The following is a 19,120-nucleotide window of genomic DNA, read 5'->3' as shown; positions in this document are numbered from 1 at the left end:
CCATGAGCAAGGCAGGCTCCACCCGTTCCCATGTGATCAGGTCCGTCGAGGCGCATGTCTTCCGTGTGCCGCTCGAAAAGCCTGTCTCGACGTCCTTCGGCACGATGAGGGACCGGCCGGCCGTGCTGGTGCGGCTGGAGGATGATGCGGGCCTGATCGGCTGGGGAGAGATCTGGTGCAACTGGCCGGCCTGCGGCGCGGAGCATCGCGCCCGCCTGCTCGTCTCGGATATCGCGCCGCGCATCCTCGACAGGCCGTTGCCCGATTCGGCGGATCTTTGGAAGGAATTGACCGCGGCAACGCACATACTCGTGCTGCAGACCGGGGAGGCCGGCCCCTATGCACAGGTGATCGCCGGCTTCGACATGGCCTATTGGGACCTTGCCGCCCGCCGCCGCGGCGTGCCGCTTGCCGTGGCGCTGTCGCCCAATGCGGCGGGCGCGGTGCGCGCCTATGCCAGCGGCATTCATATCCGCGACGCCGAAAAGGTCGTGGCGCAATCCCGCGCGGCCGGCTACCGCGACTTCAAGGTCAAGGTCGGTTTCGACTTCGATCGCGACCTGGCGCTGATCCGCGCGCTCGCCGGGAGCCTGCAGCCCGGGGAAACGCTGCATGCGGACGCCAACCAGGCGTTTTCCCCGGAAGCGGCGCGGGGCTTCCTGTTGGCGACGGCCGATCTTGGGCTCGGCTGGGTGGAGGAGCCGGTGCGTGTGGATGCCGGCCCGGCCGTCTGGGGCGAGCTTGCGCGGCTGACCGCAACGCCGCTGGCCGGAGGGGAGAACCTTGCCGGCCTGCGGGCCTTCCGGTCGGCGATCGGCGCCGGCCATCTCTCCGTCATCCAGCCCGATGCGGCAAAATGGGGCGGACCGACAGGCTGCCGCGCGGTGGCCCGGGCCGCAATCGCCGCCGGCCGGCGCTACTGCCCGCATTTCCTCGGCGCCGGCATCGGCCTTGCCGCCTCGGCGCATGTCCTGGCGGCAGCCGGCGGGGACGGGCTGCTCGAAATCGACGTCAATCCGAATCCGCTGCGCGACGCGGTCGCGCCCGCATGGCCCGTGGTGGAGAAGGGCGTCGTCGTGCTGCCGCAAGGGCCGGGCCTCGGAACGGTGCCGGACCTCGACCGGCTCGAACCCTTCCGCACCCTCGCCCTGGCGGCCGGCCCCGCGGCATGATCGGCACGAGCGAACTTGTCCTCTTCGCCGCGCTCGCCTTCGTGGCGGCCTATGTGCAGACCCTGACGGGTTTCGCCTTCGGCCTGTTGCTGATGGGCGTCCTGGCGCTGACCGGCCTTGTCCCGCTGCCGGAGGCTGCCATCGTCGTCAGCCTGCTGACGCTCGCCAATGCCGTGATGGTGCTGGCGCGCGGCTGGCGGGATATCGCCGTGAAACCGTTCCTTCTGTCGCTTGCCGGCGCCCTGCCCATGGTCGCCGCCGGCTACGGCGTGCTGACGCTTCTGGCGGCCTCGTCGCTGTCGGCGCTGCGCCTCATCCTCGGGTTCGCCATCATCGTGTCGAGCCTCCAGCTGATCCGGCGGCCGTCGCCGCTGGCGCGGCAGTCGGGCGGGCCTGCCTTCCTGTTCTTCGGTGCGCTTGGCGGCCTGATGGGCGGGCTCTTCTCCACCGCGGGGCCGCCGCTGGTCTTCCAGTTCTACCGCCAGCCCCTGCCGCATCGGGTCGTCCGCGAGACGCTCGTGGCGATCTTCGCGCTCAACTCGGTGTTCCGTCTCGGCCTCGTCTCGGCAGCCGGCGACTGGCAGCATCACGCGCTTTTATGGGCGCTTGCCGGCCTGCCGGCCGTCCTGGTTTCGACTTATCTGGCGCGCCGCTGGCCCCCGGCGCTTTCTGCGCGCACGCTCCGTTTCGCAGCCTTCGGGCTGCTGTTGCTGTCCGGCGTCTCGCTGATCGCGCCCGTGATCCTGGGGGCCGTTCCGGCGCGCGCATGACGCGCCGTCCGCCTGCGCCGGTGCCGAGCTACCAGAGGCCCGGAACGAGCCGGAACCGGACGCGGCGCGCATAGTCGGCATAGCCCTCCAGCCCGGATTGGAGAAGGGCGTCCTCCCAATGCGTGCGCAGGACAAGCACCGTACCGGCGACCGCCGCCGGCACGAGCGCCCACCAGGAACCGAGCGCCGGCGGCAGGCCGGCGAACATCATCAGCGCGCCGACATAGCCGGGATGACGGACGAAGGCATAGGGGCCGGAGGTGATGACGCGCTGGCCGCGTTCGCGTTGAAGACGCACGCCGGGCTCGAAGAAGCGGTTGACCCCCTGCGCCCAGGTGGTGATCGCGATGCCGGCGGCGAGAAGCGCGTAGCCGAGGACGATGAAGGCCGGGGGCACGCTCGACCAGGACATCCTGCCGGCATCCAGCGTGGCGAGCGGCACTTCGGCCACCATCGCCGGCAGCATCAGCAACAGCAAGATCCGGTCCCAGCGTTCCGTTCCTGGCTGGAAGCGGCTGCGAGCCCGATAGATCGCCGGGTTGACGCGCTGCAGGATCAGGGCCGAGACCGCGAAGGCGGCGACGAGGAAGCCGATGAAGATCCAGCCGGGCATCCAGCCGAGGCGCCCGGCCGGCAGGAAGACCAAAGCCAGCAGCGCCGCAGGCAGGCCTATCGCATAGGCGCCGGCCTTCGTTCGTGACATGGGGTCGGGTTCGGTGACAGGCATCCGCCGGCCTCCTGGTTTCGCGCCCCAACCGTCGAACCGTGAGCGTCATACCTTATCCGTATCGTGCGCCAGCCGCCAGCGGCGCAGTAAGCGCGGGGGGCGCATAGTGTGCGGGCATCAACCGGCGACGACATCGCCGCCGGCCTCGATGATTTCATCATTGCTCAGGCCGCGACGCCAATGGGAGAAGGCGACCTGCCGGTGGTTCGGCAGCTTGACCGTCTCGCGCAGGAACTGACGGATTTCCCGGAAGGTCGAGTATTCGCAGCCACACCAGAAGAAGGTGTCTTCCTTGTCCGCGGGCCAGTCGAGGGATCGAACCGCCTGCGCCAAGGGATCCGGAGTGCCCGGCGGCCGGCCGTGCCGGTGAAGCCAGCGTATGTCGACGCCGCCTGGCGCGGCGATCGGTTGTTCCTCGGCCTGTTCGGCCACCTCGATGAGAGCGACGCCCTTCGCATCCCGCGGCAACGCCTCGATCATGCGGGCTATGCCTGGCAGGCCCGTCTCGTCGCCGACATAGACGTTCCATCTCGCGGGCTTGGGCCCGTGAGCGCCCGGGCCGAGCAGGCCGACGAGCGCGCCCGGTGCCGACTTGCGGGCCCATTCGACGCCGGCACCGCCGGCATCGTGCAGATAGAAATCGACCTCCAGCATTCCCGTTGCCGCATCGACGGTCCGCATCGTGTAGATGCGCGACGCGAGCTGTTGCCCGCCCTTCGGCCAGACCAGCCGTCCATTGTCGCCGAGCCTCGGCCATTCGGGATTGGGCTCGCCATGCGGCTGGAACAGCAGGCGACAATGGATCTGATCGGGCACGTCGTAGTGAGCGAGATTTTCCCCGACGAAGCGGACGCGGCGCATCCGCGGTGTCAGGTCGCGCACGGCGCGCACCGTCAGGACCCGAAAGTCCGGTGGCCATGTGTCGCCGGCCTTGTCGCCGGTCCAGACGATGTCGGGGTCCTCGGCCCGTGCGACGAAATCGACCAGGCCGGTAAGGGCGTTCTTCAGGCGGTTGAGGGATGCGCCATTCTTGGCTTCCACCGCGATGTGGAGCGTCTGGCCGGCGGGCCGCACGCGAACGGTGCCATAGGGCGACGTCGCGACATGGATGCCGTCCGCAAAACGAACCTGCATGTCGTGATCGCCGAGCAAGATGAGGATCTTGTCCAGATATCGCGTCAGATCGGAAAATGTGATCGTGGTGTGCGCCTTTAGGCTCGACATGGCCAAATTCCTGGGATTTCCGGGGCTGTCAGAGGCTGACCCAGCATGGGCCGGCGATCGGTCTTGCCAGGAAGCGCCGGTTCAATTCCGCCAATGTTTCGTGCGGATCGATATCGTGGCAGCGGTCGGGATGCAGCCATTTGGCGGCGACTTCCAGGAAGAGGAGGTTGAGCGGCTGGGCGGTGATCAGCCCTGTCCAGATGCCGTGCACCTGCTTTCGCTCCACAGCCTTCAAGAGGTGAAGGCCGGGCCGGCCTGTGAGGCGCTCCAGCCCGGCGCGCGCTTCGGCTTCGGGAAGGCCGGGGCCGATCGCGGGTCTCGTGGCATTCGCATAGCCGCCGCCCGTCGCGATGTAGACGTCGACGCCTTCCGCAAGCAGCTGCTCGAGCTGGATCTTTGCGGCCCACGGGGAGGACGCGGCATCAAGCCCGCGGCCGCCGGCCGCTTCAAGAAGCGTGCCCCAGATGTCCCGGCCAACGGCCCAGCAACAATCATCGTAGAGCGAGCCGATTTCGAAATAGGTCTTGCGCGGTGCCACGCCCGCCAGGCGTTTTTGCAGCCGCTCGATTTTCTGCTGATGGAAGGTCAGGAAGGCCGCGGCCTCCCGGCGGCGGTCCAGGATCGCGCCCCACATGTGCATCAGGCGCGGCAGTTCCTCGAGCGGCGAGGGCGCCTCACCTGCCGCGTCATTGCTGAAGCTGCTGCTGAACAGGACGGGAATGCCAAGCTCCGCAAGCCGTTCGGACAGGGCGTCGGCGCCGTTTCCGGGCGCCATGTAGGCGGTGGCGACGACGAGATCGGGTTGCAGGGATATCAGACCCTCCAGCGAGACGGTTTCCGGCGTCTGCCGGCCGACCAGGGCTATGTCGAAACCCGTGCTGTAGGCGGAATGGAGATCGTCACTGTCCATGCGCTCGACCGCGGCCCAGCCGACGACGAGCCGTGCCGGGTCGGGATGCAGCATGGACATGGTGAGGATGTCGCGCGCCTCCAGAAGCACGATGCGTTGCGGTGGCGCCGCAAGCTCCACGGTGCGTCCTGCCATGTCCGTTACCGTGATCGCCCGCGGACCGGCACCGAAAGCCGGGCCGGAGAGGGCTGCGGCGGCAAGCGTCAGGAAACGTCTTCGGTTCATCCGCATGCCCGTTACCAGCGATAGCGAAGGCCGGCCACGACTTCGCGGCCCTTTCCGACCTGGCAGTAGAAGCCGTTGCTGCAACCCGAATAGTAGTCCCTGTCGAAAAGGTTCGTGACGTTGAGGGTCGCCTCCGCTCCCTTGAAGGCCGGATTGGCCGCGCCGAGATCATAGCGCAGGGCCGCGTCCACCAGGGCGTAACCCGGCGTGCGGACGGCGTTTGCATCGTCCGCGTAGCTGCTGCCGACGATCCGCACCCCGGCCCCGACCGAAAGGCCGTCGAACACGTCGTCATCGAAGGTGTAGTTCGCCCAGAGTGAGCCGAAATACCGCGGCACGCCCTGCGGCCGGTTGCCGACGATCGACGGAACGACGTTCGATCGGGAGATCTCGGTTTCGAGCAGCGTGACGGCTGTGATCAGTTCGAGATTGTCGGTCACGTTCCCACGTGCTTCGAACTCGATGCCGCGGGAACGGACCCCGCCCTGCTGGATGCTGAAGCCAGGCACGGGGCCGGGCGTGAGGACATTCTTCTGCTTGATGTCGAAGGCGGCGAGGGTGAAGATGGCATCGAGGCTTTCGGGCGAATATTTGACGCCTATCTCGAACTGCTCGGCCTCCGTGGGAACGAAAGGCCGGCCGTCCGATCCGACGCCGACGACGGGCTCGAAGGATGTCGAATAGCTGAGATAGGGGGCGATGCCGTTGTCGAACTCGTAGAGCAGGCCCGCCCGGTAGCTGGCCGCGCGTTCCGTCTGGTTGCGCCGAACGCCCGTGAGACGGTTGAGCGAGCCTTCCCGGGACCAGTCGTAGCGGCCGCCCAGCAGAATATGCAGATTGCCGAGGGTCATCTGATCCTGGAGATATATCCCGGTCTGCCGCAAATCCTGCTTTGCATCCGTGAAGGTGGCGAACGGCCCGACGGGTAGGCCGTACTGCGGATTTGTCACGTCGAGCGACTGGGCGCCGCCGAGCAGGAACAGGAAATCGCTCGTCGAGCGCTGGACGTCGACGCCGACGAGGACCTTATGCTCCAGGGCCGCCGTCGCGAAGCTCAGTTCCACGCTGTTGTCGGCACTCACGCCGCGCACGTTTTCCGCCGAGTGCGCCGCCCAGCGCGGCAGCAGGCCGTCGGGAGTGAGCGGCCCTGAGATCTGAAGGGTCCGGAATGTCGAATCAAGGCCGCCATAGCGTAGGCGCGAACCCACTTTCACCGCGTCGTTGAAGCGGTGTTCGAAGATGTAACCGATGCCGAACTGGTCACGGTCGTAGCTGTCATACGAGGGGTCGCCGACATTGAGGCCGCCGGTCAGGTAGGGGCGGTATGCGGCCGGCGCCAGAAAACGCGGATAGATGTGGTTGAAGTAGCCGCCTTCGGGGTCCTTCTGGTAGAAGCCGAGCAGCGTCAGGCTCGTGTCCTCGTCCGGCTGCCATGTCAGCGCCGGCGCGACCGCAAGGCGCTGTTCGTCCACGTCGTCATGGCGCGTGCCGGATTGGCGGCCGATCGCGCTGAACGAATATTGCGGGACGCCGTCCTCGCTCAGCGCGCCGCGGCTCCTGACGCCTGCCTGGACCCGGCCATGGCTGCCGGTCTCAAGGCGCAGCTCGTGGGACGGATCGGCACTCGGCATGTTGCTGATCTGGTTGACGAGCCCGCCGGGGCTTCCCTGGCCGTAGAGAACCGCCGACGGACCCTTGAGCACGTCGATCCGGTCGAGCAGGAAGGGGTCGATCTGCGGTATGCCCCATGCCTGGCCGCGCGGAAGCTTCAAGCCATCAAGATAATCGACGGTCCGCATGGCGCTGAAGAAGCCGCCGAAACCGCGAATCGAGAGGCTGTCGAAGCGGCTGTTCTCATCGACGTTCGAAAGAACGCCTGCCGTATAGTTCAGCGCGCTCTGCACCGTCTGGGCGTTCTGGTCATCCATCTGCTTGCGGCTGACGGTCGTCGTCGATTGGGGCGTGCTCTCGACCGGCGTCGCGCCCTTGGTCGCGGTGGTCGTCCGATTGACGACATAACGATCGCCCTTCCGCGGGGTTTCGCTTTCACCCTCGACGACGATCGTCTCGAGCCGGGTCGCGGCGTCCTGAGCGTGCGCGCCGGCAACCTGCAAGAGCAGGAGGCTGGCAGTTGCGAGAAGGTAGGTCAGCTTGCGTCCCATTGTGTATCCCCAGCCCCTTGTCCGACCCTCGGACACCATCACGGCGGCAGGCATTTGCCCCGTCGGTCGGAGTCGTCTATTAATCAAACGGGACGGTAGTGTCCAGTTAATTATATGAGCTTGAAACTCATATTTTGGGGCGCCGCCTTGCCCGACGCCCGCGGTCGGCCAAGGGTTGGGCGGGAGCGGTGGGATCTGCTAAGGAAGGGCGCAAACGAGCATGATGGGAAATTCAGCGATGTCGGAGCGGAGCATGGCGGATGGCGTTCGGCGATCGGCCGCGGAAATCGGTGTCGAAGGTGCATCAGGCCCCGACGAACAGGCCCGTGCTTCGAAAACCGGCCGGCCGTCGCGGCAGAAATCCGAAGAGCTGACGGCCAGGATTCTCGATGTCGCGACCGGCATGTTCGCGGCGCAGGGCTATGCAGGCACCTCGATGGAGAAGATCGCGGCTGCCTGCGGTGCCGGCAAGGACACGGTCTACAGGCGCTTCCCATCGAAGGAAGCGCTGTTCCGCGGCGTTATAGAGCGCATCCGCGCAAGCGCGTTGCGCAGCCTCGAAATGACCGTTCCACCCGCGGGCGCGCCGCTGGAGCGGCTCAAGGTGGCCGGCCACTGGTTCCTGACCGCCCATCTCGAGCCGCAGCAAATCGCCATGAAACGCATCACCCTGAGCGAAGCCGCGATGTTCAGGCAGAGCCTTGCCGACGGGGCGAGCAGCGACCCGACCGTCCGCTGTCTGATCGAGCTGATCGAGGCCGCGCAGGCAAGCGGTGACCTTGCGAAAGGAGAGGCGGCCTTCATCGCCGACCAACTCATCTATTCGCTGACGGTGAAGCCGATCACCTATGCCATGCTCGGAAGCGCCGCCTTCGCCTCCACCGAAGCGCGCGATGCCTATTTCGAGCAGGCTTGGGAGCTGTTCATGCGAGGCGCCGGAAAGAGGGCAAACTGACGCGGCCCGGCATGACGCCACGCCGCAGATTCGAATCCAGCCGGTGTCTCGATGGAGATCGGCAACCTAGCGCAGCATGCTCACATCATTGAACCTCAGGCCAAATCGCGCGAGATATTTCGACAGGCGGTCGGCGTCGTTGCTGCTTTTCTTTTCCAGGCGCGAGCTTGCGAACAGCGCCCGGCCCGCCGCGCTGGCGCTGGCATGTTTGCGGCAGGTCTGCAGCACGGCGGCGAGCTGCACGGCTTCGAACCGGTCCAGCTGCGCCGCGGCATCCTCGCCCAGATGCTCGACAAGGATGTCGTCGGATACCGTCTGCCGTGAAGCACCGTGCCAGGCCGTGTTCAGCCGCCGGATCTCGTCGTCGACGACCTCGATGGTGATGCGGCCGAGCGGGGCGAGCGTGGCCATGCGGGTGACGGATGCGGAAAGGTCGCGGAAATTGGCGTTCCATGCGGCGTCAGGGCCGGTGGCGAAGGCGAGATAGCGTTCGCGCGCCTCCTTGTTGAAGGTCACGTTCTGGCCCTCGCGCTCCAGGAAGCGGCGCAGCTCGAAATCGAGATTGGGTTCGATGTCCTCCGTGCGCTCGCGAAGTGCCGGCAGCCGGAACGTCCAGAGGTTCAGGCGGGCGAAGAGATCCTCGCGGAACCTTCCGAGGCGCACGGCCTCGGCGAGGTCGCGGTTGGTGCCGGCGAGAAGCTGGAAATCGGCGGAGACCTCGGTGTCGGCGCCCACGGGGAGGAAGCGTTTTTCCTCGATGGCGCGCAGGCACATGGCCTGTTCATCGAGGCCGAGCTCGCCGATCTCGTCCAGGAAGAGCACGCCCTTATCCGCAGAGCGCAGGAGGCCCGCGCGCTCGCCGGCGGCCCCCGTGAAGGCGCCCTTGACATGGCCGAACAGCGCCGACATTGCCTGGTCTCCCCGCAATGTCGCGCAGTTGACCTCGACGAAGGGACCGCTGACCTTCCGCTGCGCTTTCTTGAGTTCGTAGATGCGCCTGGCGAGCTGGGATTTGCCGGCGCCGGTCGGTCCCGTCAGCAGGACCGGTGCCGCCGAGCGGATCACCACGCGCTCGATCTCGTCGATCATCCGGTTGAATGCGGTGTTGCGCGTGGAGATCCCCGATTTCAGGAAGGAGGCGGCCTCCTCGCGCTCGGAGGCAAAGCGCTTGGCGATCTCGTCGTAGCGGGAGAGGTCGAGGTCGATGATCCGGTGCGTGCCGGCGAAGTCCGCACCCGGATCGCGATCGCGCGGCGGCGAGAGCTGCAGCAGCCGGCCGGGGATGATGCGGGCCTCGGTCAGCAGGAACCAGCAGATCTGCGCGACATGCGTTCCGGTGGTGATGTTGACGAGATAATCCTCGGTATCGGGGTCGAACGGGTAGCCGCGCGCAAAGTCCCGGAGGTTCGTGTAAACCTCCGAAAAATCCCACGGGTCGCGGAAATTGATGACATTGCTGCGCACCTCGGTGGCCGGTGACACGGTCTCGATGTCGGCGATGATCCGCGTGGCGAGGGCGCTCGCGTGGTTGTCATGGATGAGTTCCAGCCGGTCGATGAACAGGCCGGCTTGCTGGCAGAGCCCGACATTGGGCCGCCAGCGGCTCCAGCGATTGTCCCATTTCCCCATGTCGAGGGTGGTTCCCAGGATACTGATGGCGACACGCCGCTTCATGTCTTATCCAATTTTATAAGGATGGATATTTTTGGATAGGATAATGGGAGCGTCGAATTTTGGCAATTTGGGCCGGTGTATGGGCAGGAATAATTTTTAGATATTAATTACAGCGAGATAGAAGAAAATTTCCGCTTCTGAGAGATTATTTCGTCAAACTGGCACGCCGCTTGAAATGTATCTGGCACGAACCAAACAAGAGGTGCCGTCATGGTCAACAAGGCGATCTTCAAAACCTATCTCGGAAAGCTGCTTCCCGGCACGGACACGAAAAACCACGAAGCCGCGCCGGCCTACAGGCTGACGCCGCGCGAGGCGCTGGCGCAGTATGCCGTGACCGGCACGTTCAACGGTACGTTCTACGCCGACGGTGCCGAGCAGCTGGAGGCGGTGAAGGCGCTGGCCCTCGAGGTCGAGCCGGAATTCCTTGCCAAGGTGGCCATCCACGCGGCCGGGAAGGGGCACATGAAGGACATGCCGGTCACCCTGCTGGCCATGCTGTCCAGCCTTGAGAGCGATGCTTTCGCCCGCGCCTTTCCGCGCGTCGTCAAGAGCGGCAAGATGCTGCGCGGCTTCGTCCAGGTGATGCGCTCCGGCGCGACGGGGCGCAAGTCGCTCGGCACGCGGCCGAAGAAGGCCGTGCAGGCATGGCTGGAACGGGCAAGCACCGAGCAGATCCTGCGTGCCATGGTCGGCAACGACCCGTCGCTGGCCGATGTCATCCGCATGGTGCATCCGAAGCCGGTGTCGGAGGAACGCAGGGCGCTCTATGCCTGGGCGATCGGCAAGCCGCACGACGTTGCGGCGCTGCCGGACCTCGTCAAGGCGCTGGAAGCCTTCCGGCGCGACCAGACGCGGCCGGTGCCGGACGTGCCGTTCCAGATGCTGACCTCGCTGCCGCTGACGCGCGAGCACTGGGTCGAGATCGCCCGCAAGGGCGGCTGGCAGATGGTGCGGCAGAACCTCAACACCTTCGCGCGCAACGGCGTGTTCGAGGTCGAGGGTTTTGCCGAGGCGCTGGCTGCACGGCTGGCCGATCCGGACGAGGTCCGCAAGGCCAGGGTCTTCCCCTATCAGCTGATGATGGCGTGGAAGATGGTCGACGGCCAGGTTCCGGATGTCGTGCGCGATGCCTTGCGGGACGCGATGGATATCGCGATCGCCAACGTGCCGTCGTTCGGCGGCAATGTGGTGCTGTGCCCCGACGTTTCCGGATCCATGGCGTCGCCGGTGACCGGATACCGCAAGGGGGCAACGTCGGCGGTCCGCTGCATCGATGTCGCCGGCCTGATGACGGCGGCCTTCCTGCAGCGCAACCCGAAGGCACGGGTGCTGCCGTTCGAGACCGGCGTGGTGAACGTCGCGCTCAACCGGCGGGATTCGGTGATGACCAATGCCGGCAAGCTGGCGGCCATCGGCGGCGGGGGAACGAACTGCTCCGCACCGCTGCGCAAGCTCGCGGACGAGAAGGCCAGGGTCGATCTCGTCGTGTTCATCTCGGACAACGAATCCTGGGTGGATGCGCGCAAGGCCGGTCAGCCGACGGGCGTGATGACGGAATGGGCACGGATCAAGCGCGTCAACCCGGCTGCAAAGCTGGTCTGCCTCGATCTCCAGCCCCACGCCACCACGCAGGCGCCGACCCGGAACGACGTGCTCAACATCGGCGGCTTCTCGGATGCCGTCTATGGGGTCATCACCGCTTTCGCCGCCGACAGCAAGGGCGCCGACGGCTGGGTGAGGGCAATCGAGGCGATCGAGCTCTGACATGAAGCAATACCCCCGTGCCGCCCGTGAACGGCACGGGGACCGTGACGAATGCCGGATGAAACTACAGGCTGTTAACCTCCAGGTCGCGGGTTCGAATCCCGCCGGGTCCCCCAACCATGGACCCGTAGCTCAGCGGATAGAGCGGGTCGTTTCACCACACCTCGTCGTCACGGACGAACGACATGGGCAAGAAGGCTATTGCCCATGGAAGACTTGCAGCGGCGAATGCCGGACGGAACTACAGCCACCACCGTTGGATGGTCTGGCAGGTTCGACTCCTCCTGGGCATACGCTCTCTGGCACGAGCGGGGCCATCCGGTTTCGTTCATCCTCGTCGCCGCTGCAAGGGCTTGCATAGGGAATGCCCGGCGAATGCCGGTGGGACTACAGGTAAGAGCGGCTCGCCGGATATCCGGTGTGCAGGTCGGATGTTCGATCCATCCCGCATGTTCGTCAGGATGTGCGTAGCTCAGAAACCGTCCCGCCAAGGTTCGTCGCCGGGATGGCAAGAGGCCCCGGGCGAATGCTGCGGAAGACTACATGGGCCGCATCGCGCCATGCAAATGGAATGCGTGCGGAAACGTCTTCCGCCTGAATTTGTCGCCCGGGGACAGGAAACTCGAAGGACCAGAAGGACTGCAGAAGCAGAAGAAGCGATGAAACAGGTAGTAAGCGGACAGGATCTGATCGATGCGGGCATGCCCCAGGGCAAGTGGTTCCGCGATGCGCTGGACGCCGCCAACACGGTCTTGAGCGAAGGCGGTTCGATGGAGGGCGCGCTGGAAGCGGCACGCGCCTTCCAGCCGGGCCCGACGCTTGCGCTGAGGGCGGACAACGATATCGAGATCTATTCCAACATCCGCGCGGAAAACGCCTTCGAGCAGGACAATGTGGAGAAGGTCAATGCGACGATGCGGGCGCTGGTGCGCACGCCCGTGGTGCGCTCGGCGGCGATCATGCCCGACGCCTGCCCGGCAGGCCCGATCGGGACGATCCCGGTCGGCGGCGTCGTCGCATCCGAGGCGATTCACCCCGGCATGCATTCGGCCGATATCTGCTGCTCGATGGCGATCTCCATCTTCCCCGATGTCGATCGGAAGGCCCTGCTCGACGCCGTTCATGCGGTGACGCATTTCGGTCCGGGCGGGCGCCCGCGCGGTGCGCAGTTCAAGCCCTCGCAGGCGACGCTGTCCGCCTTCCAGCAGAACCCCTACCTGCGGGACGGCGCCCTCAGCGCCGGTATCGAGCACTTCGCGACGCAGGGCGACGGCAACCACTTCGCCTATGTCGGGACGATGAAATCGACGGGTGAAACGGCGCTCGTCACCCATCACGGGTCGCGGGCACCGGGTGCGCGCCTCTACGACAAGGGCATGAAGGTCGCCAATCGCTTCCGCGAGCAGCTGTCGCCGCAGACGCATCGGGAAAACGCCTGGATTCCCGCCGATACCGAGGAGGGCGACCTCTACTGGTCGGCGCTCCAGACGATCCGCCAGTGGACGAAGGAGAATCATTACGTCCTGCACGATATGGCGGCGGAAAGGCTCTCGGCCAAGGTGGCCGACCGCTTCTGGAACGAGCACAACTTCGTCTTCCGCAAGTCCGACGGGCTCTTCTACCACGGCAAGGGAGCGACGCCCGCCTTCGACAAGTGGGCCGAGGATGCGACAGACCTGACGATCATTCCGCTCAACATGGTGGAGCCGATCCTGATCGTTCGCGGCTCCAATGCCGCCCATGGCCTCGGATTCTCGCCGCATGGCGCCGGCCGCAATTTTTCCCGCAGCGCCCATATGCGGCGCCTTGCGGAAGAATACGGCGCCGATGCCCGCGGCCTGAGCCCGAACAACCTGGCGGATATTCTGAAGAAGGAGACGGCGGGGCTGGACGTCCGCTTCTTCTCCGGCTTCGCGGATGCTTCGGAGCTGCCCAGCGCCTACAAGTCCGCCGCCAATGTCCGCGCCCAGATCGAGCACTATGGCCTGGCCGAGGTGGTCGACGAGGTCGTGCCCTTCGGGAGCATCATGGCCGGGGACTGGCAAAGGGACGCGCCGTGGCGGAAGAGGCGGGAAAGGCGTTAAGTGACGACGCGCCGGCCGTCGCCCTTGTGGCGGCGGCCGGTGCGATGACGGTTGAAACGGGACGGAATTCGCGTATAAGCGCCGTCAATGTGTTTCTGGAAAGGGAGCGGATCGATGCAGAACATCTCCTCACGCCCCATCGGGGTTCCGGTCTGACTCAGCCTGGCTGAGGAGGATCGTTCGACCTGCCGTCTTCGACGGCGGACACGAGCACCTATCCAGAGTTCTATCATGGGCACTTTTTTCGGGGACACGTCTGTCTCCACCCAGCCGGCATGCACGCCGGCGACTATCCATCACTATTTCTCGGCCGAAAGCTGGATCGAGGGCGCCGCGCTCGACCAACTCGACAGGATGGCGCGCCTTCCGGGCGTCAGAAGCATCGCGGCCTTCCCGGATCTCCATCCGGGCAAATACGGTGCGACAGGTGTCGCGCTCCTGTCGGACAGGCTGCATCCGCTGCTCGTCGGCAACGACATCGGCTGCGGCATGTCCCTGTTCGAGCTCGATCTTCCATTGCGGAAGCTGAAGCTCGACAGGGCGGCAAGCCGTCTCCGGCGGTTCGACGCGCTTGCGGTCGACGATGCTGCCGGGCGCCTCGACGGTGTCGGCCTTCCGGGCGATCTCTTCGCGGACGCGCTGGGAACGATCGGCGGCGGCAATCACTTCTGCGAGCTGCAGGCGGTGGAGAGCTTCTCCTCGCCGGTATCCGGCATCGACCGCCAGGGACTTTACCTGCTCGTCCATTCGGGTTCCCGCGGCTTCGGAGCAACTGTCCTGTCCGACAGTCTCTCGGCCGAACCGGACCTGATGTTGGGGCTCGATGCCTCGTCTCCGGCCGGCCTCCATTGGCTCGGCAGGCATGATCAGTGTGTTGCCTGGGCCTCGCTCAACCGCATCCTCATCGCCGAGAAGGCGGCCTCGGCGCTTGGCGCCGATTGTCGCCCGGTGACCGACGTGCCGCATAATCTCGTTCGCCGGAGCGGGAAGGGCTATGTCCACCACAAGGGCGCGGCGGCCGTCGATCCCGGCATGATCGCCCCGCTCGCAGGGTCGCGCGCGACGCTGAGCTACATCGTGCGGGCCACGGAAAAGGTCGCCGGTTCGCTGGGCGGCATATCGCACGGTGCGGGGCGCAAATACGACCGTGCCACCATGCACGGCCGCGTCGGCCGGACCCGCTCCGAACGGGACGACCTCCTGCGCAATGCCTGGGGTGGCATCGCCATATGCGACGACCGCGCGCTCGTCATCGAAGAGGCGCCCTCCGCCTACAAGGATGCAGGGCGGGTGGTTGCCGATCTCGTGGCGGCGGGCCTCGTCGAAAGCCTGGCCGCCATGCGGCCGCTCGTCACCTACAAGAAGGCGGTCGACGAGGAGGGGCGTGCCCGCCGCCCGGACAAACCGGATCACCGCCAGACGGGGAGGCGCAAGCATGACCGCTCTTGATCTGCTGATCACCGCCGGCAACGGTCCTGCCGAATGCCGCATCGCCGTCAGGGCGTGTCTCGATATCTTGGAAAAGGAAGCGGCGGCGCGTGGCTGCCTCTTCGAGGTCAGCACGGGGCCTATGCCGGACCGTCACGGCCCGAAATCCGCCCTCGTCAGCCTGGAGGGCGAAGCGGCACCGTGCATGGCCGCAGAGTTCTGCGGCACCGTGAAGTTCCTGTTCAAGAGCCCGGTGCGTCCGGGCCACAAGCGGCAGAACTGGTTCGTCTGCGTACAGCGCGTCGACCTTTCCGGCGGTGAGGACGTGGCGATCGATCCGCGCGACATCCGGTTCGAAACCCTGCGGGCCGGCGGACCCGGCGGCCAGCACCAGAACACCACGGACAGCGCCGTCCGGGCCATTCACATTCCAACCGGGCTGCGCGTCATCGCCCGCAACGAGCGATCCCAGCATCGCAACAAGGCGCTGGCGGTCAAGCGGCTCGCAGCCATGCTGCAGCATCTGGAGGACAGGAAGACGGACGCGGCAAAATCGGAACGCTTCATCGCCAACCGCTCGATCGAGCGGGGCAATGAAGTCAAGACGTTCAAGATTCAGCGTCCATAGACCGATGCCGGGCCTGCAAGGGCGGCGGCGACGGAGCATTTCCGCGATTTGGGAGAAAGCGGAAATGCTCCAAACAGCCGCCGGACGGCTGCGGCGTCACGACATGATCAGTCCGCCGTCGACATTGATCGTCTGGCCGGTGATGTAGGCGGCGTCCTCGGAGGCGAGGAAGGCGACGAGGGCGGCGACTTCGGCGGGGGTGCCGGCGCGGCCCATCGGGATGCCCTCGACCCATTCGGCCATCAGCTCGCCCGGGCCGTATTCGCCGAGCATCTTGCCCCAGACACGGTCGTTGTAGTCCCACATCTCGGTGTGGATGATGCCGGGGCAGATGGCATTGGCGGTGATGCCTTCGCGCGCCAGCTCCTTGGCGAGGCTCTGCGTCAGGCCGACGACGCCGAATTTCGAGGCGGCATAGTGCGGGGTGTAGATGAAGCCCTGGCGGGCTTGGCCGGAGGCGGTGTTGATCAGGCGGCCCTTCGTGCCGCTGGTGCGGAAGCGGCGGATCGCCTCCTGGCAGCACAGGAACACGCCCTTGGTGTTGACGTCGAGGTTGAGGTCCCATTCGCGCTCGGTGAGGTTCTCCACCTTGGCGATGGTGATGACGCCGGCATTCTGCACGGAAACGGAGATCGCGCCGAGCTTCCCCTCGGCCTCGCCATAGGCGTCCTGCACGGCTTTCGCGTCGGTCACGTCGAGCGCAAGGCCGATCACCTCGGCGCCGGTTTCCGCGGCCAGCGCCTCGGCGGCCGCGGCCGTGTCCTTCTCGATCGCCGCGATGGCGACCCTCGCGCCTTCCTCGGCAAAGCGCTTGGCGATGCCGCGGCCGATGCCCTTGTTGCCCCCGGTGACGAATACCGTCTGGCCTGCGAAACGTCTCATGGTCTTCTCTCCATAATGCGCAGCAGGCCGTGGACTGGTCCGGGATGGATCAGGCCGTGAGCCGTGCCGCAGTGAACTTGTCGGTGACGAGCACATCGATGACGCCCAGCTTCAGGGCGCCGGCGATGGCCTCGGTCTTCGATTCTCCGCCCGCAAGGGCCATGACGCGGTTGGTCCTGCGCAGGTCCTCCAGCGAGATGCCGATGACGCGGTCGTTGAGCGGGGTTTCCACCGGTTTTCCGTCCCGGTCGTAGAAACGGTAGGAAATCTCGCCGACGGCGCCGGCCTCGTGCAGCATCGCCATTTCCTGGCGGGAGAAGGTGTTGCCGGACCGGGCCAGCATTTCGGACGGCTCCACCGCGCCGATGCCGACGATGGCGAGGCTGAGGCGGCCGAAGAGGTCCATCGTCTCGCGCACGGCCGGATCGGCGAGCATGACGAGTTTCGCCTCGCGCGAGGAGGTGATGCCCTGGACGAGCAGGAGCCGCGGCTCGCCGCCGGTGAGCTTGGCAAGGCGCGCCGTCAGCTGCGTGGCGTGCATCTGCACCGAGGCATCGCCCATGCCGCCAAGGATCTGCACGATGTACTTTGCCTTGGCGTTCTTCAGCGGGTGGATGTTGTCCACCATGCGCAGGATGGTCTGGCTCCAGCTCGAGACGCCGATGATCTCGTCCTGCTGCAGGGTGACTTCGAGGAAATGGGCGGCAGCCTCGCCGATGCGGGCCATGATCGCGCCGTCGCGGTCCTCCGAACAGTCGATGACGATGGCTTCGGTCAGGCTGTAGCGCTCGCGCAGGGCCAATTCGAGTTCGGCGAAGGTGCCGGCGGGCGGGATGACCGTCGTTCGCACGATGTCTTCCTGCTCCGCGCGCTTCAGCATGCGCGAGACGGTCGCCTGCGACATGTGCATGATCTCGGCGATCTCCGCCTGCCGCTTGCCTTCGATATGGTACATCTGGGCAACGCGGGCGATCAGTCGCAGCTCGTTGAGCCTTCCCATAGGGTTCTCCATGAGTGAATTTTTATTCACTCATAGTGGATGGACCCGTTAGGGTCGAGCGGCAGATCGCGTCTTTCCAGACCGCAAGTCGTCGTGTGGCGTCGGAAGCACGCGGGGCGATGGCATTGGCGGCGCGCGGCAGGGCGGCGATGGCGGGGAGATCCGGCCAGACGCCGAGCGAGAGGCCGGCGAGATAGGCCGCGCCGAGCGCGGAGGCCTCGGGCGCATCGCACTGGATGACGGCGTGGCCCAGCGTATCGGCGACGCATTGCATGAGGAAGGTGTTCCTGCTCGGGCCGCCATCGGCATGGAGCCGGCCGAGCGGCACCGGCGATTGCGCGGACATCGCCTTGAAGACGTCGTGCACCTGGAAGGCGATGCTGTCGGTCACCGCGCGGGCCATCTGGGCGCGGCTGGTGTTGAAGGTGATGCCGCAGAACAGTGCCCGCGCATCGGAGCGCCAATAGGGTGCGCCGAGGCCGACGAAGGCGGGCACGAAGCCGGGTCCGCCGGGCTCGGCGGTGGCGGCAAGCTCGGTCAGGGCCTGCACGTCCGGCAGGCCGAGCATCTCGGCCATCCAGGGCAGCGAGGCGGCCGAGACCAGGATATTGCCCTCGAAAGCGTAGGTCGGCTTGCCGCCGATCGACCAGGCGATGGTCGTGGTGATGCCCTGTTCCGGCGCGATGAAGCGCGGCAGGGTGGTCATGATCGACGAGCCGGTGCCGAAGGTCACCTTGCCGTCGCCGGGATTGAAGGCGCCGTGGCCGAAGAGGGCGGCATGGCTGTCGCCGATGGCCGAGGCGATCGGGATGCCGTCGGCAAGGCCCGGCACGTTCCTCGTCACGCCGAAACGGGCCGCGCTGTCGCGCACCTCTGGCAGGGCGGCCTTTTCGACGCCGAAGAGGGCGCAGAGCTCGTCGCTCCATTCCCGTCGGTTGAGGTCGTAGAGCTGGCTGCGCGCGGCGTTGGCGGCGTCGCAGGCATGGACCGCGCCATCCGTGAAGCAGTGGATGAGCCAGGCGTCGATCGTGCCGAGCCGGACGGGACGTCCCTCGGGCACGCGGTCGAGCAGCCATTTCATCTTGGGGCCGGGGAACATCGGATCGATGGGAAGGCCGGTCAGCGCCTGGACGCGCGGCGCATGGCCCGCCGCGATCAGGTCGGCGCAGGCCGGCGCGCTGCGGCGGCACTGCCAGCTCACGACCGGGCCGAGCGGTCTTCCGGTCTCCGCATCCCAGATGGTGACGGATTCGCGCTGATTGGAGATGGCGATGCCGAGGATATTTACCGCAGGACCTGCCGCAAGGCAGGCGGCGATGGCCTCCTGTACGGATTCCCAAAGGCGTTGCGGGTTTTGCTCCACCCAGCCCGGCTGCGGATGCTCGATGCCGACGGGAGATGCGCCGCGGGCCAGGATCGCGCCGTCCGTGGAGACGAGCACGGCCTTCGAATTCGTGGTGCCCTGGTCGATGGCGAGGATGGCGGTCGTCATGGCGGCTCCGGTGAACAGGA

General features: G+C 66.3%; 15 protein-coding genes. 7 read left to right on the top strand and 8 right to left on the bottom strand.

What is annotated here, in order from left to right; all coding sequences use genetic code 11:
• Positions 1-2: 2 nt before the first annotated feature.
• Both AABQ55_RS24135 and AABQ55_RS24130 read left to right on the top strand, forming a co-directional pair.
• Positions 3-1,172, top strand: a complete 1,170-nt coding sequence (locus AABQ55_RS24135; protein ID WP_272807656.1) for a mandelate racemase/muconate lactonizing enzyme family protein — start codon at positions 3-5, stop codon at positions 1,170-1,172.
• Positions 1,169-1,942 (top strand): TSUP family transporter, encoded by a 774-nt coding sequence (locus AABQ55_RS24130; RefSeq protein ID WP_272807657.1) that lies wholly within the window; start codon positions 1,169-1,171, stop codon positions 1,940-1,942. Before AABQ55_RS24135 ends, AABQ55_RS24130 begins: the two co-directional genes overlap by 4 nt.
• Positions 1,943-1,970: 28 nt before the next feature.
• Here AABQ55_RS24130 and AABQ55_RS24125 read toward each other — a convergent pair whose 3' ends face one another.
• The 4 genes from AABQ55_RS24125 to AABQ55_RS24110 form a co-directional block, all read right to left on the bottom strand.
• Positions 1,971-2,669: a methyltransferase family protein gene (locus AABQ55_RS24125; RefSeq protein ID WP_272807658.1), complete on the bottom strand. Its 699-nt coding sequence runs from the start codon at positions 2,667-2,669 to the stop codon at positions 1,971-1,973.
• A 117-nt stretch (positions 2,670-2,786) separates the two neighbouring features.
• Positions 2,787-3,893, bottom strand: a complete 1,107-nt coding sequence (locus tag AABQ55_RS24120; RefSeq protein ID WP_272807659.1) for a siderophore-interacting protein — start codon at positions 3,891-3,893, stop codon at positions 2,787-2,789.
• Positions 3,894-3,921: 28 nt separating this feature from the next.
• Positions 3,922-5,028, bottom strand: a complete 1,107-nt coding sequence (locus tag AABQ55_RS24115; protein ID WP_272807660.1) for an ABC transporter substrate-binding protein — start codon at positions 5,026-5,028, stop codon at positions 3,922-3,924.
• Between the two features lie 11 nt (positions 5,029-5,039).
• Positions 5,040-7,190: a TonB-dependent siderophore receptor gene (locus AABQ55_RS24110; protein WP_272807661.1), complete on the bottom strand. Its 2,151-nt coding sequence runs from the start codon at positions 7,188-7,190 to the stop codon at positions 5,040-5,042.
• A 253-nt stretch (positions 7,191-7,443) separates the two neighbouring features.
• On the opposite strand from AABQ55_RS24110, the gene AABQ55_RS24105 reads away from it, so the two are divergent.
• A complete protein-coding gene (locus tag AABQ55_RS24105; protein ID WP_272807662.1) occupies positions 7,444-8,145 on the top strand; it encodes a TetR/AcrR family transcriptional regulator in 702 nt (233 codons plus the stop codon).
• Positions 8,146-8,211: 66 nt separating this feature from the next.
• On the opposite strand, the gene rtcR is transcribed toward AABQ55_RS24105, so the two are convergent.
• Positions 8,212-9,819 (bottom strand): RNA repair transcriptional activator RtcR, encoded by a 1,608-nt coding sequence (gene rtcR / locus AABQ55_RS24100; protein ID WP_272807663.1) that lies wholly within the window; start codon positions 9,817-9,819, stop codon positions 8,212-8,214.
• 210 nt (positions 9,820-10,029) lie between these two features.
• Between rtcR and AABQ55_RS24095 the strand changes: the two genes are divergently transcribed.
• The 4 genes from AABQ55_RS24095 to prfH all read left to right on the top strand — a co-directional run bounded on the left by AABQ55_RS24095 (position 10,030) and on the right by prfH (position 15,726).
• On the top strand, positions 10,030-11,586 hold the full coding sequence (locus AABQ55_RS24095) for an RNA-binding protein (protein WP_272807664.1): 1,557 nt from the start codon (positions 10,030-10,032) through the stop codon (positions 11,584-11,586).
• A 659-nt stretch (positions 11,587-12,245) separates the two neighbouring features.
• Positions 12,246-13,670: an RtcB family protein gene (locus AABQ55_RS24090; RefSeq protein ID WP_272807665.1), complete on the top strand. Its 1,425-nt coding sequence runs from the start codon at positions 12,246-12,248 to the stop codon at positions 13,668-13,670.
• 231 nt (positions 13,671-13,901) lie between these two features.
• Positions 13,902-15,119, top strand: a complete 1,218-nt coding sequence (locus AABQ55_RS24085) for an RNA ligase RtcB family protein (RefSeq protein ID WP_272807666.1) — start codon at positions 13,902-13,904, stop codon at positions 15,117-15,119.
• Positions 15,106-15,726, top strand: a complete 621-nt coding sequence (gene prfH, locus AABQ55_RS24080) for a peptide chain release factor H (RefSeq protein WP_272807667.1) — start codon at positions 15,106-15,108, stop codon at positions 15,724-15,726. Before AABQ55_RS24085 ends, prfH begins: the two co-directional genes overlap by 14 nt.
• A 96-nt stretch (positions 15,727-15,822) precedes the next feature.
• Here prfH and AABQ55_RS24075 read toward each other — a convergent pair whose 3' ends face one another.
• From AABQ55_RS24075 to AABQ55_RS24065, 3 genes are read right to left on the bottom strand one after another with little or no spacing between them, the layout of a single operon-like run.
• Positions 15,823-16,608 carry an SDR family oxidoreductase gene (locus tag AABQ55_RS24075; RefSeq protein ID WP_272807668.1) on the bottom strand — a complete coding sequence of 262 codons (786 nt, stop codon included), beginning with the start codon at positions 16,606-16,608 and terminating at the stop codon, positions 15,823-15,825.
• A gap of 49 nt (positions 16,609-16,657) precedes the next feature.
• The gene (locus AABQ55_RS24070; protein WP_272807669.1) at positions 16,658-17,608 is read right to left on the bottom strand and encodes a sugar-binding transcriptional regulator; all 951 of its coding nucleotides are present in this window, start codon (positions 17,606-17,608) and stop codon (positions 16,658-16,660) included.
• Positions 17,609-17,630: 22 nt separating this feature from the next.
• A complete protein-coding gene (locus AABQ55_RS24065) occupies positions 17,631-19,100 on the bottom strand; it encodes an FGGY family carbohydrate kinase (RefSeq protein ID WP_272807670.1) in 1,470 nt (489 codons plus the stop codon).
• Positions 19,101-19,120 lie beyond the last annotated feature (20 nt).

It is taken from the genome of Shinella sp. WSD5-1, assembly GCF_963942435.1.
In the GTDB taxonomy this organism is placed as follows: Bacteria; Pseudomonadota; Alphaproteobacteria; order Rhizobiales; family Rhizobiaceae; genus Shinella; species Shinella yambaruensis.
This window is presented reverse-complemented; position numbering and strand designations above follow the sequence as displayed.

Excerpts from the sequence above, each read along its gene's own strand:
- AABQ55_RS24135 (WP_272807656.1), top strand. The coding sequence starts at position 3 with ATGAGCAAGGCAGGCTCCACCCGTTCCCATGTGATCAGGTCCGTCGAG.
- AABQ55_RS24130 (WP_272807657.1), top strand. The coding sequence starts at position 1,169 with ATGATCGGCACGAGCGAACTTGTCCTCTTCGCCGCGCTCGCCTTCGTG.
- AABQ55_RS24125 (WP_272807658.1), bottom strand. The coding sequence starts at position 2,669 with ATGCCTGTCACCGAACCCGACCCCATGTCACGAACGAAGGCCGGCGCC.
- AABQ55_RS24120 (WP_272807659.1), bottom strand. The coding sequence starts at position 3,893 with ATGTCGAGCCTAAAGGCGCACACCACGATCACATTTTCCGATCTGACG.
- AABQ55_RS24115 (WP_272807660.1), bottom strand. The coding sequence starts at position 5,028 with ATGAACCGAAGACGTTTCCTGACGCTTGCCGCCGCAGCCCTCTCCGGC.
- AABQ55_RS24110 (WP_272807661.1), bottom strand. The coding sequence starts at position 7,190 with ATGGGACGCAAGCTGACCTACCTTCTCGCAACTGCCAGCCTCCTGCTC.
- AABQ55_RS24105 (WP_272807662.1), top strand. The coding sequence starts at position 7,444 with ATGGCGGATGGCGTTCGGCGATCGGCCGCGGAAATCGGTGTCGAAGGT.
- rtcR (WP_272807663.1), bottom strand. The coding sequence starts at position 9,819 with ATGAAGCGGCGTGTCGCCATCAGTATCCTGGGAACCACCCTCGACATG.
- AABQ55_RS24095 (WP_272807664.1), top strand. The coding sequence starts at position 10,030 with ATGGTCAACAAGGCGATCTTCAAAACCTATCTCGGAAAGCTGCTTCCC.
- AABQ55_RS24090 (WP_272807665.1), top strand. The coding sequence starts at position 12,246 with ATGAAACAGGTAGTAAGCGGACAGGATCTGATCGATGCGGGCATGCCC.
- AABQ55_RS24085 (WP_272807666.1), top strand. The coding sequence starts at position 13,902 with ATGGGCACTTTTTTCGGGGACACGTCTGTCTCCACCCAGCCGGCATGC.
- prfH (WP_272807667.1), top strand. The coding sequence starts at position 15,106 with ATGACCGCTCTTGATCTGCTGATCACCGCCGGCAACGGTCCTGCCGAA.
- AABQ55_RS24075 (WP_272807668.1), bottom strand. The coding sequence starts at position 16,608 with ATGAGACGTTTCGCAGGCCAGACGGTATTCGTCACCGGGGGCAACAAG.
- AABQ55_RS24070 (WP_272807669.1), bottom strand. The coding sequence starts at position 17,608 with ATGGGAAGGCTCAACGAGCTGCGACTGATCGCCCGCGTTGCCCAGATG.
- AABQ55_RS24065 (WP_272807670.1), bottom strand. The coding sequence starts at position 19,100 with ATGACGACCGCCATCCTCGCCATCGACCAGGGCACCACGAATTCGAAG.